Origin of the sequence: Streptomyces sp. NPDC088910, assembly GCF_044749865.1 — a bacterium.
Lineage (GTDB): Bacteria > Actinomycetota > Actinomycetes > Streptomycetales > Streptomycetaceae > Actinacidiphila.
Genome location: NZ_JBIVIV010000006.1, coordinates 80,075 through 92,709, shown reverse-complemented (window position 1 = coordinate 92,709; position 12,635 = coordinate 80,075). Strand labels below are relative to the sequence as shown.

The window sequence follows — 12,635 nt, the reverse complement described above, 5'->3', positions numbered from 1 at the left end:
GCCAGGGGCTACTTGGCCCAGGGGGACTGCTTCTCGTAGCGGGGCCGCCAGGTCTTGCGGAAGAGGAAGCGGACCGGCGGCGGAACGAGCGCCAGCACCTTCTGCTCGGTGGCGGCCGGCGCCGAGTCCAGGAGCCAGGGGAAGAACGTCGCCGCCCCCTTCGTCCCCACCTGCCTGCGCTGTTCCGCCCCGAAGGCGTCCCACTGCTTGGCGGTCACCACGGCCCCCACCAGCGGCAGCCCCGCGTCCTCCTCGTGGTCGAAGTGCGCCGTCAGCGCGTCCCGCAGCCGCTCCACGTCCTGGCTCAACCCGGCCGTGTCACCCGCCGCGAGCCGCGCATCGACCGCCGCGATCAGCGGATCGAGCACCGCGTGCTCGGCCTCCATCGCGTCCAGCAGCGCGACCCGCTCGGGGTCGCTTCCGATCCGCCCGCGCATGGCGGGCCACAAGGTGGTGTCCTCGGCGGTGTGGTGGATGTCCAAGTAGTAAGTGAAGTTCTTCCAGCCCTCTTTGAAGGCCCGCGGACTCCCGGCCTTGTGGTCGGCGGCCGTGACCAGCCTGCCGAGGTCGCGCCGGAAGGCGTCGTGCACCGCGTACATCATGGTGAAGTCGAGCCGGGACTGCGCATCCGACGGGGTGTAGGTACTCATGCGTGCCTCCTGATGAGTGCGTGCGCGGGTACGTGGTCAGATGGTGGCACCGACGCCTGTCACGGTGCTTCCTCCTCAGGAACCCCGAGGCCCGCGGCGGCGGCGACTTCCGCGCCGATCGGGGCGAACCCCGCGATAAGGAGGCCGGGCTCGGCCGCGGCCCCTCGTCGCGGGGCCCGGCACGTCACCCCGCCGCGGTCCGCAGCGCCGCCTCCAGCCGCGGTCCCGTGTACTGCCTCACCCACGCCAGATGCTCGCCCCCGGTCCCTCGCGGCACCACTTCGACGAGCATGATCAGGAAGAGGTAGCAGCGGTACAGCGCGATCCGCCGCCGGGCCGCCGCGTCGAAGTCCGTACGCCCGCCGCCCGCGCCGTATCCGGCGAGGAAGGCGGAGTCGCGCTCGATGTCGTCGCGCCCGATCGACAGCGACGCGAAGTCCGCCAGCGGGTCGCCCCAGAACATCCGCTCGCCGTCGATGAGACCGCTGACCGTACGGGCGCCCGCGGGACCGTGGAGCAGGATGTTGCCCGGCCACAGGTCGAAGTGGACCAGCGCGGGCTCGGTGACCTCGTCGAGCACGGGCGCCGCCGTCGCCAGCGCGGCGCGGATCTCGGCGACCGGCAGCGGCAGCCAGGGTCCGTACCGCTCCGCGTCGGCCAGGACGGCGTCGGTCATGGCCGTGAAGGCGGGCCGCCAGCGGGAGTTGAGCGGGGCGAGGGTCTGCGCCGGGTAGCCGAAGGCCGGTCCGCGCACCGAGTGCAGCCGGGCCAGCAGGCCGCCGGTCTCCCGCCACAGCCGCGCGCTCTCGGCCTCGCCGACGCCCTCCGCGGCCTCTCCCGCCGCCGACCAGGTGACACCGGGGCAGTGCGTCATCAGCAGGAAGGGAGCGGCCTGTTCGCTCCCGTCGTCGTACTCGGCGTGCACCACGCGCGGCGCGGGCACCCCCGCCGTGGCGGCGCCCTCGTAGAACCGGGCCTCGCCGCGCAGCAGTTCGCGTTCGTAGCCGAGCTTCGGGACCCGCGACGGCGGCGGGACCTTGAGCACGAGGACGGCGCCGTCGGTGAGTTCGACGCGGTGCATCGCGTTGTACGTGCCGCCCTGGAGCGGCGCGTGTCCGGCGATCCCGGCCGCCGGGATTCCGGCGCGCTCCAGCGCTCCGGTCACCGTGTCGTCCCGCGTCAGCGGTGCCATCCGCCCCTCCCCGTGGTCGCCTTCCGTGGGGCCGAACCCTACGCGGTCGCCAGTCCCCAGCCGAGCGCGCCCACGGCGGCGGCCGCGTAGGCCCACACGGCGGCGAGCACGATCCGCCGCCGGACGGACTCCGACCAGGGCGTACGGGCCAACAGCCAGGCCAGCGCGGGGAGTACGAGGACCGCGTGCAGGCTCACTGCGTGCAGCGGCTTGAGGGCGCCGGTCGAGTGGTACGCGGCCTGCTGGTCGCCGGTCCTGGTGTCGACGACACCGCGGGCGATCATCGCGGCGCCCGAGAGCAGGCCGACCAGCAGCAGCGCGAATCCGGCGCGCAGCGCGAGCGGCATTCCGGCGGGTCCGGCGGGCCGGGCGCGGAAGGCGGCGACCGCGAAGGCGGTGAGGACCACGACGAGCAGCGCGCCGCCGACGGCCAGCGACATGGCGACGGCGGAGTTCACCGGCGTCTCCATGTTGAAGTGCGAGGGCACGTGCCGCCACGCCTGCACGGTGATCCCCGCGACCTCCAGGACGCAGTCGGCCGCGAAGAGGGCGAGCAGCGTGGAGCGGGTCCGCTCGCCGATCCGCACGTACGAGGTCACCCGGGCGAGCGCGATCAGGGTCAGGCCGAAGGACACCCCGAAGGTGAAGGGCTTGCGCCAGGAGACCGGGCCGTCCCACGGTCCGCCGTCCACCGCGAAGACTCCCAGGTGGAACAGGCCCGACACGATGAGCGCGGCGCCGACCGCGTACGCCGCCCGCTCGGCGCCGCGCACGGGGAGGCGGCCGGGCGGCGGGACGACTGCTGCTGCCGTGGCGGACATGGCGCGGGACTCCTGACCGAGGGGGCCCCGGCGGTGCTCCCGGCCGGGGAGTCTCGGACGCGGCGCGGCCGGGACGCGCTCACGGTAGGCGGCGGGCGGGGCGCGCCGCGTCGTCGCGCGGGAGGCGGTCGCGCTGCTCCCGGTGGAGTACGCGCCCGCCTTCAGGACCCCCGCACCGCTGATCGGCCGTCAGAAGGGTCCGGCGGTCGGGTGGTTCCGGGCGTGCCGTGATTGGGCTGGTCGCAGAACGGTCATAGCATCTGAAAATATGCTTAAAGGTCTCCCCGGGTCGCGCAGGCGACAGGGGCGGTAGGAGCGAGGGCGAGGAGTGTCATGACCCAGCAGACGGGCGGCCGGATCGCGGAACCGCGCGACGGCGCCGACTCCGCGGAAGCGGCGGACGGCGGCGGACGCACGCGCCGCAGACGACTGCTGCCGTGGAAGCACAAACGGGATCTGACCCCGGCGCAGCTCCGCCGCCGCCGGCTGGTCACCCGCGGCGCGCTCGGCGTCTGCGTGGTGTGCGTCGGCACCGTGGGCTGGTCGGTCGGCCAGGCGCTGACCTACCCCGGCAAGGACAGCAACGTGGCCAGGCTCGCCGAGTGGGCCCGCGACCACGAGCTGGGCTTCGTGGTCAACAAGCTGGAGGACGTCCAGTACAAGATGGACCCGCCGAAGGTCGGCGGCTCGCTGTCGGCCGACGCGCTGGCCCGGATGAAGGCCACCGCGCCCGCCACCACCGCCGCGGGCACCGCCCCGGAGGGAGCGCCCGCGGCCCCCGCGGCGCCGGTCATCCCGCTGCGCGCCCCGATGCGCCCGCTGGTCACCCCCGGCCTGCCGGGCGAGGGCGTCTTCCGCACCCTGTCCAGCGCCCACGGCCAGCCGATCGTCCAGGGGACGTACGTCAGGCCGGACGGCGACCACACCTCGTACGAGGCGGCCGTCGCCTGGATCAGCGGCAAGCACGCGCGCTTCCAGCTCCACCCCGGATTCCGCGAGCCCGGCGGCACCTTCTCCGTACCGCCCAACATCCCCAAGGGACAGCGCACCGGTCTGGTCGCCACCTGGAACGGCGGCTTCCGGGTCACCGACGGCGGCTCGCGCGGCGGCTTCTACCTCAACGGACAGACGGCGGGCGACCTGCGCGACGGCACCGCGTCCGAGGTCTTCTACAAGGACGGCTCGATCCGCATCGGGGTCTGGGGCCGCGATGTGCACATGACCAAGGACGTCGTCGGCGTACGCCAGTGCCTGGAGCTGATGGTCGACGACGGCCGGGTGGTGTCCGACATCGGCGACGACTCCAAGTGGGGTGTCACCGACCAGAGCAAGATGTTCGTCGAGCGCTCGGGCGTCGGCATCACCGCGCAGGGCGACATCATCATGGTGGTCGGCCAGGCCCTGTCCGCGCGGACCCTCGCCGAACTGATGCAGCACGCCGGGGCGGTCCGCGCCATGCCGCTGGACATGAACCGCGCGTGGCCGTCCTTCATGTCCTACGACAGCGGCAAGAATCCGGCGGACCCGAAACCCACCAACATCCTCGACTTCGAGGACCCGCCGGACCGCTACTACACCCAGGCCACCCGCGACTTCGTGGCCGTCTACGCCCGCTGACCGTACGCGCGGCGGCGGCCCGCCGGCACGGCCGCGCGGCCGGGTACGGCGCTACGCCATCTGGTCGGCCGCCGCCGCCTCGGTGAAGGCGCGGATCCTGGCGGTGGCGCGGGACGCCCGCCACACCGGACCCCAGTCCAGCGGCGGTGTGTCGTGGAAGGGGACGTAGACGACGTCGGGGCGGGCGGGGAACCGGGTGGCGTGCGCGCCCACCGGGAAGACCCCCTGGCCCGCCCCGACCAGGGTCAGCACCTCCTGGAAGGTCGCCGCCGAGCGGCCGACCGGGATCGCCAGGCCCGCCGGGGTCTGCTGCGGCGTCCCCGGCTCGCGCCAGTAGTCGGGCAGCGAGCACGGCGCTTGCAGCACCTCGGTGCGCGCCAGATCTTCCACCGAGACCGTGCCGCGCTGGGCGAACGGATGCGTGGCGGGGACCGCCAGCATGCGCGGCTCCGACAGCAGCACGGGACCGTTGGCCAGATCCGGGCCCGACAGCGGCAGGCAGGCGATCAGCACCTCCAGCGCGTCGGCGCGCAGCCGTTCCAGCGCCTCGGTCATCTGGACCTCGCGGATCTCCACCTCGCAGCCCGGATGCCGGGTACGGAACCGCTCGGTCGCCCTGACCAGCAGCTGACTCGCCGCCGCGCCCACGAAGCCCACCCGCAGCAGCCCGGTCACCCCGCGCCCCTCGGCCACGGCCGTCGCCAGCGCCGCCTCCAGCCGCTCGAACGCGGGCCGCAGGTCGTCGTGGAGGCGCCGGCCGATCGGGGTCAGCACCACACTGCGGCTGGTGCGCTCGAACAGCGGTGCCCCGACACGGCGTTCGAGCTTGCTGATCACCTGGCTGACCCGGGCCGTGGTCACCCGCAGCCGCATGGCGGTCCGCCCGAAGTGCAGCTCCTCGGCGAGGGTCAGGAACGTCTCCATCTCGTACCGCTCCATGCAGGCCCCCTTCCTGGTGCCGTCGAGGCATGTGTGAGCGCGCTGTTAAATCGTACTTAACGATCATTCCATGAAGTGGAGTTGATCCTCCCGCCCGCGTCAGGGAAGTCGGTTGACACCGCCCGCCCGCGCTGCCTAGCGTCGTGCCCGTATGTGACTGCTATTCAGATGAAAGAACGCCTCGGAGTGAGGCGGAGAGCGGGGACCGTGGCAGAGCAGCAGCAGCGTCGCGTGGTGGTGTCGGGCGGCGGGACCGGAATCGGACGGGCCACCGCGGCGGCCTTCGCCGCCGACGGCGACCGGGTGACCGTCCTCGGCCGCCGCGAGGGCGTCCTGCGCGCCGCCGCCGAGGAGCTGAACGAGGAGTACGGCAAGGGGCGCGTCGACCTCTTCGCCGCCGACCTCACCGAGCCGGAACAGGTGCGCGCGGCAGCCGCGTTCATCACCGCCGAGGGCCCCGTGGACGTCATCGTCACCAACGCGGGCGGCAACGCCGCCTTCGACGACGACGGCACCCTGGAGGGCATCGCCGACGGCTACCGGCGCAACTTCGCCGCCAACGTCCTGACGGCCGTCCTGCTCACCGAGGCGCTGCTGCCGTCCGTACGGCGGCCCGGCGGGCGGATCGTCCACCTGTCCTCGATCGCGGCGGTACGCGGCCCCGGCTCGTACGGCGGCGCGAAGGCGGCCGTGCACGCCTACACCTTCGAACTCGCCCAGCGGCTCGGCAAGGACGGCATCACCGTCAACGCGGTGGCGCCCGGCTTCGTCGGCGACACCGAGTTCTTCGGCGACCGCGGCACCCCGGGGTTCATCGCCTCCCGCGTCGCCCAGACGCTGACCGGCAACCCCGGCAGGCCCAGCGAGATCGCCGCCGCGATCAAGCACCTGGCCGCGCCCGAGGCCGCGTACACCACGGGACAGATCCTGCACGTCAACGGCGGTGCGATGCTGGGCCGTTGACCGCTCGAACGCGCCCGGGCGGTCACGCGGCCGAGCGGACCTTCGCCACCGGCGGTTCGTGCGACAGGTCCTCGGCCGGCAGCCGCTTGGCGATGGAGCCGGTGCCGGGCCGCGATCAGATTGACGTTGGCGTGCCCGACCACCCGGACCAGCAGCACCACCTGCATGACCGTCCACGCCCCCGCCGCGTCGATCGGAGCGGGCGGCGCCGCCTCCTCGGCCACGGGACCGGTCTCACCGACGGTAGTCGCACCAGCACCAGCACCCTCACACTGCGCCCCGCACCCCGCACGCGCAGCCGTCCGCCCAGGTGGGCGGGAAACCAGGGGTGACGGGAGCGGACCACGTCGTAGGCTCGGAGGCATGGCTGGTGACGAGGGGAAGCCCGCGGGCGGCGGGAGCGTGCGGGTGGACAGTTGGATCTGGTGCGTCCGGCTGACCAAGACGCGCTCGATCGCCGCCGCGGCGTGCAGGGCCGGACACGTCCGGGTGAACGGCGAGCGCGTGAAGCCCGCCCAGGCCGTACGCGTCGGCGACGAAGTACGGCTGCACCACGCGGGCCGCGAGCGGATCGTGGTCGTCTCCAAGGTGCTGAGCAAGCGGGTCGGCGCGCCCGCGGCGGCCGAGTGCTTCGTGGACAACAGCCCGCCGCCGCCTCCGCGCGAGGACGTCCTGGCGCTGGGCCTGCGCGACCGCGGCACCGGACGGCCGACCAAGCGCGACCGGCGCGAGCTGGAACGGCTGCTGCACGGCAGCGCGCGGCCCGGCGACGGCGGCCGGCCCGGCGGGACCCCGCGTCCGCGCGGCGGCGCCCGGCGTCCCGAGGACGGCTGAGGAGTGGGCGGGGTCCCGCGGACGGCTGAGCGGCGCCCGTGTGACCCGCGAGTCCTGCGTTGGACCCTGGCTGATGGCTCAGAGCGTCTGAGCGCACTGAGCGGTGCTGGGCGGCTGAGGACCCCGGCGGGACCGGCCGTACGCCGGATCAGTACGACTGGAGTTCCAGGAGGTTGCCGTCCGGGTCGCGCAGATGCGCGGTCCGCATCGACGGGCCCCACTCGGGGCGGTCGGCCGGGGGAGCGACCGGCCGTCCGCCGTGCCGCAGGCACAGCTCGTACCCGGCGGTGACGTCCGGCACCCGGCTGACCAGCACGGCCCGGTCCCGGGCGGGCGGCGGGTCGGCGGGCAGGCCGGTGCCGCCCGTCACCTCGGCCATCGCGGCCCGGTCGAAGAGGGCGAGGACGCCCTCGGCGCCGACGTCCCAGCTCGCGTAGGGGCCGCTCTCGCCGCCGCGGGTCAGCGCGGCGCCGACGAGACCGGGGAGCACGGCGTCGTAGAAGCGGAAGGTGTCGGCGAACCGGCCGACGAGCAGGCGCGGGTGGAGCGCGTCCATCGGGAGACCTCACTCGGTGCGTACGGGATGATGAGTGACGGGATCATAGGTGCTGACCCATCATTGGTGTCAGCCTACAATGAGGTCCATGAACGGAACACCGCCCACCCTCGCCGCCCTCACGACGTATCTGCTGTCGAAGACCGGCAAGGCCGCGCGCGGCAGGCTGGCCGCCGAACTGTCCGACGAGGGTCTGCGGCTGTGGCACATGGCGGTGCTCGCCGCGCTCGCCGACTTCGGCCCGCAGGTGCAGCGGGAGCTGGCAGGGCGGCTGGGCGTCGACCCCAGCGACATGGTGAAGGTCGTCGACGAACTGGCCGCGTCCGGCTGCGTCGAGCGCGCCCGCGACACGGCCGACCGCCGCCGGGTCCGCGTCGCCCTCACCCCGGCGGGCCGCGACCGCCTCGCGGCGCTCACCGCCCGCGCCGAGGCCGCACAGGACGACGTGCTCGCCCCGCTCGACGCGCGCGAACGGGCCCAATTGCACGCCCTGTTGCTGCGGGTGCACGACGGGCTGCCCGCCGGGGGACGGTGAGACCGCGGCAACGGCGGGGCTGGGGAGTGCCGGGAGCGGCCCTCGCCCCCGTAAACTTGCGGTGCTAGTTTACGGGGGCGGTACGTACCCACACCCGGGGCCGCCCGACCCGCACCATCGGGTCCCGCCAGGAGGAGCACGCGATGCGACCTGTCCACTTCGCCGCCGCCCGCCGCACCCCCATCGGGAAGCTGCGGGGAGCGCTCTCCACGGTCCGCCCCGACGACTTGGCGGCGACCGTGCTGCGCGGTCTGCTGGACGGCGTGCCCGCGCTCGACCCCGCCAGGATCGACGACGTCTACTGGGGCGCGGCGAATCAGTCGGGCGAGGACAACCGCAATGTGGCGCGGATGGCCGTGTTGCTCGCGGGCCTGCCGGACAGCGTGCCCGGCGCCACCGTCAACCGGCTCTGCGCGTCCGGGCTCGAAGCCGTCACCGCCGCCGCCCGCATGATCGCGGCGGGCGAGGCCGACATCGTGGTCGCGGGCGGCTCCGAGTCGATGAGCCGCGCCCCCTTCGTCCTGCCCCGCCCCGACGACGCGCTGCCGCACACGATGCCGACGTACGACACCCGGCTCGGCTGGCGGCTCACCAACGACCGGATGCGCGAACTGCACGGCGTGCTGGCGATGGGGGAGACGGCGGAGGAGGTCGCCACGCGGTACGGCGTCAGCCGCGCCGACCAGGACGCCTTCGCGCTGCGCAGCCACCGCAATGCCGCCGCGGCCCGTGAGAAGGGCCTCTTCGACGCCGAGATCCTGCCCGTCACCCGGCCCGACGGCGTGGTCGTCACGCGGGACGAGTGCATCCGCGAGGACACCACGGCCGAGCGGCTGGCCGCGCTCAAGCCGGTCTTCCGCAAGGACGGCACCGGGACGGTCACCGCGGGCAACGCCTCGCCGATGAACGACGGCGCCGCCGGGCTGCTGCTGGTCAGCGAGGAGGCGCTGCGCGACCTCGGACTCGAATCCCTCGGCCGGTACGCGGCCGGGGCCAGCGCCGGAGTGCACCCGGACGTCATGGGCGTCGGGCCGGTCCCGGCGACCCGGCGCGTGCTCGCCCGGCTCGGCAGGACCGTCGACAGCGTCGAGGAGGCCGAGTTCAACGAGGCGTTCGCCGCCCAGGCGCTGGCCTCCGTGCGCGAACTCGGCGTCGACCCCGAACTGGTCAACCCCGACGGCGGCGCCATCGCCCTCGGCCACCCGCTCGGCTGCTCGGGCGCCCGTATCCTCACCACCTTGCTGCACCGGATGAACCGCACCGGCGCCCACCGGGGCCTGGCCACCATGTGCGTCGGGGTCGGCCAGGGCACGGCGGTGCTGGTCGACCGCGACTGAGCTGCGACTGAGCCGTGACGGACGCGCGACGGACTCTCGCTCGGTCCGTGTCGGTGCGACGGTGCCGCCGCCCGGGCGAAACGGCGGCGAGGGTGACGGGAACCACCTCCGTGACACCCGCCCGCGGACCCGAAAGCCCGGTGCCGTCCGCCGCCGTCTGGGACAATCGATCGCGTGCCTACACCACTTAGCGGACGAGTTGACGCACGTTGACCGGCCCCGACAGCGGGGCGCAGCTACTCGCGATCAGTGACCTGCACGTCGGTTACGCGGCCAACCGCCTCATCGTGGAGCAGTTGCGGCCGGGGACGGACGAGGACTGGCTGATCGTCGCCGGAGACGTCGCCGAGAACTCCGAGGACATCATCTGGGCGCTGCGCACGCTCAAGGAGCACTTCTCCACCGTCATCTGGCTGCCGGGCAACCACGAGCTGTGGACCCCGCCGGACGACCCGGTGCAACTGCGCGGCGAGGCCCGCTACCGGCACCTGGTCGAGGAGATCCGCCGCCTCGGCGTCATCACACCCGAGGACCCGTACCCCCTGTGGGAGGGCGAGCGGGGGCCGGTCGCGGTCGTGCCGATGTTCCTGCTGTACGACTACACGTGGCGCGACGGCACGCCCGGTGCCACCACCAAGGAAGAGGCGCTGGCGCACTCGCGGGACCTCGGCGTGATCTGCAACGACGAGCGGTTCCTGCACCCCGACCCGCTGCCGGGCCTCGACGACTGGTGCCGGGTCCGGGTGGCCGAGACCGAGGCGCGCCTGGAGGCGCTGGACCCGGCGCTGCCGACGGTGCTGGCCAACCACTTCCCGCTGCACCGCGACCCGACGCGCATCCTGCGCTACCCGTCGTTCGCGCTGTGGTGCGGCACCGAGCGCACCGAGCAGTGGCACACCCGCTTCCGGGCCGCCGAGGTCGTCTACGGGCATCTGCACATCCCGCGCGTGATGTGGCGCGACGGCGTCCGCTTCACCGAGGTCTCGCTCGGCTACCCGCGCGAGTGGGGGCGCCGCGACACCGGGCCCGCGGGGCCGCGGCGGATACTGGCCGGACGTCAGGGCGTCCGCCGGTGATCGAGCACCTGCTGCCCGCCGCCGTCCGCTCACGGGCCGTGTACGGCGCGGAACTCGACAGTGCGCCGCTCTTCCCCGAGGAGGCCGCGGCCGTCGCCAAGGCGGTCGCCAAGCGCCGCGCCGAGTACGCGGCGGGCCGCGCCTGCGCCCGCGCCGCGCTGGCCGGGCTCGGGATCGCGCCGGGGCCGATCCCGCGCGACCCCGACCGGGGCGCGCCGGTCTGGCCGGCCGGCGTCGTCGGCAGCATCACCCACTGCGACGGCTACCGTGCCGCGGCGGTCGCCCGTACCTCCGACGTCCACACCCTCGGCATCGACGCGGAGCCGCACGGACCGCTGCCCGAGGGGGTGCTCAAGGTCGTCACCGCCACCGACGCGGAGGCCGCCGCGCTGGAGCGGCTGGGCGAGGAAGCACCCGAAATCCACTGGGACCGGCTGCTGTTCAGCGCCAAGGAGACCGTCTACAAGGCGTGGTATCCCTTCCACCGCAAGATGCTCGGCTTCGAGGAGGCCGAACTCCTCTTCACCCGCGACCCCGACGCCCCCGACCGCGGCGGCTACACCGCCCGCCTCCTGATCCCCGGCCCCCTCCTCGCCGAGAACATCGGCCCCGACATCTTCACCGGCCGCTGGACCACCCGCAACGGCCTCGTCACCACGGCGATCGTCGTCCCCAACCCAACGGCTGCGCCTGCCGCTTGACCCCCGCGACACCCCGGCCCCAGCACCTCGCGCACCGGACCCGTGCGCGGCCTGGCGGCCCAGCCCGGAATTCCGCCAAGGCGCCCCGTCCGCCGAGCCAGCGCCCCAACCCGCCGAACCCCCGACCCGATCCGCCCACCGGCCTCCGCCGCCGGGTGGCCAAGTCCGGGCAGACGCCAAACGACCTGCGCCGTCAGGCGCCGCGCGGCGGAGTGCCGGTACCGAGCGCCGTCGGGCGGAATCGTGGCGGGCGTGGGCGCCGTCCCGCTGCGGGGGGTGGGGGCGGGCGCGGTTGATGACCTCCGCCGTCAGGCGGATTCGCGGGGGATCAGGGTTGTTTTGAAGATCGCTGAGCGGGTCTGCTGGGCGGGGTCGTCGATGAGGGCCATCAGGAGCTTCGCCATTTCCGCGGCCATGTCCTCCACCGGCTGGCGGATGGTGGTGAGCAGGGGGCGGGAGGACAGGGCGGCGCTGCTGTCGTCGAAGCCGATGACGGCCACGTCGTCGGGCACGCGGCGGCCGTGGTCGCGCAGGACGAGAAGGGCGCCCTGGGCCATGAGGTCGTTGGCGACGAACACGCCGTCGGTGTCGGGCTGTTCGGACAGCAACTGCTTCATCGCCCGCTCGCCGCCCTCCTGCGTGAAGCTGCCCTCGACGCTGGGGACGTACGCGTAGCCGTGCTCGGCCATCGCCTCGCGGAAGCCCGCGAGGCGGTCCTGGCCCGCGGGGGAGTCGGCCGGGCCCGCGATGGTGGTGATCCGGCGGCAGCCGCGGGCCAGCAGGTGCTCGGCGGCGAGCTTCGCGCCCGCCTGCTGCGCGACGTCCACGAAGCTGATCGGGATCGGCGTGGCCGGCCGGGCGAACAGCACGGTCGGCAGCCCGGCCTCGGTGAGCAGGGACGGCAGCGGGTCGCCCGGCGCGATCGACACCAGCACCACGCCGTCGATGTGCTCCTGCCGCAGATTCGGCACCAGCGAGCGCCGCGCCTTCTCGGAGTCGGCGAGCATCAGCAAGGGGTGCACGCCGCGCGGGCGCAGCACCGTGAGCAGCCCGCCCACTATCCGGCCGAAGAACGGGTCGCTGAAGACCTGCCCGAGGAAGGGGTCGTCGGCCGCGTGGTGGTCGGGCACGGAGAAGACCAGCGCGACCGAGTCCGCACGCCGGGTGACCAGCGACCTGGCCGCGCGATTGGGGATGTACCCGGTCGCCTCGACCGCCTCCTGGACGACCTTCTGGATCTCCGGATCGACATTGCGCGTCCCGTTGACCACACGGGACACCGTCGCCCGCGACACCCCGGCGGACCGCGCGACGTCTTCCAGTGTGGGCAGGCGGGGCCCGGCAGGACGGCTGCTCGTCATGGTCCAGTTATACCACGCACGGAGAGCGCTCTCCCTAAGTCCTGGTCGGACAA

At 73.9% G+C, this 12,635-nt stretch carries 13 protein-coding genes; 7 read left to right on the top strand and 6 right to left on the bottom strand.

The window, feature by feature from the left end; translation table 11 throughout:
• Positions 1–8 precede the first annotated feature (8 nt).
• The 3 genes from ACIP4Z_RS15795 to ACIP4Z_RS15785 all read right to left on the bottom strand — a co-directional run bounded on the left by ACIP4Z_RS15795 (position 9) and on the right by ACIP4Z_RS15785 (position 2,663).
• Positions 9–650: a hemerythrin domain-containing protein gene (locus ACIP4Z_RS15795; RefSeq protein ID WP_355341726.1), complete on the bottom strand. Its 642-nt coding sequence runs from the start codon at positions 648–650 to the stop codon at positions 9–11.
• Positions 651–834: 184 nt separating this feature from the next.
• The gene (locus tag ACIP4Z_RS15790; RefSeq protein WP_401308318.1) at positions 835–1,842 is read right to left on the bottom strand and encodes a phosphotransferase family protein; all 1,008 of its coding nucleotides are present in this window, start codon (positions 1,840–1,842) and stop codon (positions 835–837) included.
• Between the two features lie 38 nt (positions 1,843–1,880).
• Positions 1,881–2,663: a hypothetical protein gene (locus ACIP4Z_RS15785; protein ID WP_401308315.1), complete on the bottom strand. Its 783-nt coding sequence runs from the start codon at positions 2,661–2,663 to the stop codon at positions 1,881–1,883.
• Positions 2,664–2,996: 333 nt separating this feature from the next.
• Here ACIP4Z_RS15785 and ACIP4Z_RS15780 point away from each other — a divergent pair, with 333 nt between their 5' ends.
• Complete coding sequence (locus tag ACIP4Z_RS15780; protein ID WP_401308312.1) at positions 2,997–4,280, top strand: phosphodiester glycosidase family protein; 1,284 nt, start codon at positions 2,997–2,999, stop codon at positions 4,278–4,280.
• Positions 4,281–4,331: 51 nt separating this feature from the next.
• Here the strand turns inward: ACIP4Z_RS15780 and ACIP4Z_RS15775 are convergent, their stop codons facing one another.
• The gene (locus tag ACIP4Z_RS15775; RefSeq protein WP_355341738.1) at positions 4,332–5,219 is read right to left on the bottom strand and encodes a LysR family transcriptional regulator; all 888 of its coding nucleotides are present in this window, start codon (positions 5,217–5,219) and stop codon (positions 4,332–4,334) included.
• A gap of 207 nt (positions 5,220–5,426) precedes the next feature.
• On the opposite strand from ACIP4Z_RS15775, the gene ACIP4Z_RS15770 reads away from it, so the two are divergent.
• Together ACIP4Z_RS15770 and ACIP4Z_RS15765 are read left to right on the top strand one after the other, a co-directional pair.
• Positions 5,427–6,182: an SDR family oxidoreductase gene (locus ACIP4Z_RS15770; protein WP_391045812.1), complete on the top strand. Its 756-nt coding sequence runs from the start codon at positions 5,427–5,429 to the stop codon at positions 6,180–6,182.
• Positions 6,183–6,545: 363 nt separating this feature from the next.
• Positions 6,546–7,016, top strand: a complete 471-nt coding sequence (locus ACIP4Z_RS15765; protein WP_401308308.1) for an RNA-binding S4 domain-containing protein — start codon at positions 6,546–6,548, stop codon at positions 7,014–7,016.
• Positions 7,017–7,164: 148 nt separating this feature from the next.
• Here the strand turns inward: ACIP4Z_RS15765 and ACIP4Z_RS15760 are convergent, their stop codons facing one another.
• Positions 7,165–7,572, bottom strand: a complete 408-nt coding sequence (locus tag ACIP4Z_RS15760) for a VOC family protein (protein ID WP_391045808.1) — start codon at positions 7,570–7,572, stop codon at positions 7,165–7,167.
• 88 nt (positions 7,573–7,660) lie between these two features.
• On the opposite strand from ACIP4Z_RS15760, the gene ACIP4Z_RS15755 reads away from it, so the two are divergent.
• The 4 genes from ACIP4Z_RS15755 (at position 7,661) to ACIP4Z_RS15740 (ending at position 11,221) form a co-directional block, all read left to right on the top strand.
• A complete protein-coding gene (locus ACIP4Z_RS15755; protein WP_401308304.1) occupies positions 7,661–8,107 on the top strand; it encodes a MarR family winged helix-turn-helix transcriptional regulator in 447 nt (148 codons plus the stop codon).
• Between the two features lie 143 nt (positions 8,108–8,250).
• Positions 8,251–9,444: an acetyl-CoA C-acyltransferase gene (locus ACIP4Z_RS15750; RefSeq protein WP_391118904.1), complete on the top strand. Its 1,194-nt coding sequence runs from the start codon at positions 8,251–8,253 to the stop codon at positions 9,442–9,444.
• Positions 9,445–9,653: 209 nt separating this feature from the next.
• The gene (locus ACIP4Z_RS15745; protein WP_401308300.1) at positions 9,654–10,520 is read left to right on the top strand and encodes a metallophosphoesterase family protein; all 867 of its coding nucleotides are present in this window, start codon (positions 9,654–9,656) and stop codon (positions 10,518–10,520) included.
• Entirely contained in the window at positions 10,517–11,221 is a 705-nt protein-coding gene (locus ACIP4Z_RS15740) for a 4'-phosphopantetheinyl transferase (RefSeq protein ID WP_401308297.1), read from the top strand. Before ACIP4Z_RS15745 ends, ACIP4Z_RS15740 begins: the two co-directional genes overlap by 4 nt.
• A 308-nt stretch (positions 11,222–11,529) precedes the next feature.
• Here ACIP4Z_RS15740 and ACIP4Z_RS15735 read toward each other — a convergent pair whose 3' ends face one another.
• Positions 11,530–12,582, bottom strand: a complete 1,053-nt coding sequence (locus ACIP4Z_RS15735) for a LacI family DNA-binding transcriptional regulator (RefSeq protein ID WP_401308294.1) — start codon at positions 12,580–12,582, stop codon at positions 11,530–11,532.
• Positions 12,583–12,635: the final 53 nt, after the last annotated feature.

Coding starts and splice junctions, on each gene's coding strand:
- ACIP4Z_RS15760 (WP_391045808.1), bottom strand. CDS start 7,572: ATGGACGCGCTCCACCCGCGCCTGCTCGTCGGCCGGTTCGCCGACACC.
- ACIP4Z_RS15755 (WP_401308304.1), top strand. CDS start 7,661: ATGAACGGAACACCGCCCACCCTCGCCGCCCTCACGACGTATCTGCTG.
- ACIP4Z_RS15785 (WP_401308315.1), bottom strand. CDS start 2,663: ATGTCCGCCACGGCAGCAGCAGTCGTCCCGCCGCCCGGCCGCCTCCCC.
- ACIP4Z_RS15750 (WP_391118904.1), top strand. CDS start 8,251: ATGCGACCTGTCCACTTCGCCGCCGCCCGCCGCACCCCCATCGGGAAG.
- ACIP4Z_RS15790 (WP_401308318.1), bottom strand. CDS start 1,842: ATGGCACCGCTGACGCGGGACGACACGGTGACCGGAGCGCTGGAGCGC.
- ACIP4Z_RS15780 (WP_401308312.1), top strand. CDS start 2,997: ATGACCCAGCAGACGGGCGGCCGGATCGCGGAACCGCGCGACGGCGCC.
- ACIP4Z_RS15735 (WP_401308294.1), bottom strand. CDS start 12,582: ATGACGAGCAGCCGTCCTGCCGGGCCCCGCCTGCCCACACTGGAAGAC.
- ACIP4Z_RS15765 (WP_401308308.1), top strand. CDS start 6,546: ATGGCTGGTGACGAGGGGAAGCCCGCGGGCGGCGGGAGCGTGCGGGTG.
- ACIP4Z_RS15795 (WP_355341726.1), bottom strand. CDS start 650: ATGAGTACCTACACCCCGTCGGATGCGCAGTCCCGGCTCGACTTCACC.
- ACIP4Z_RS15775 (WP_355341738.1), bottom strand. CDS start 5,219: ATGGAGCGGTACGAGATGGAGACGTTCCTGACCCTCGCCGAGGAGCTG.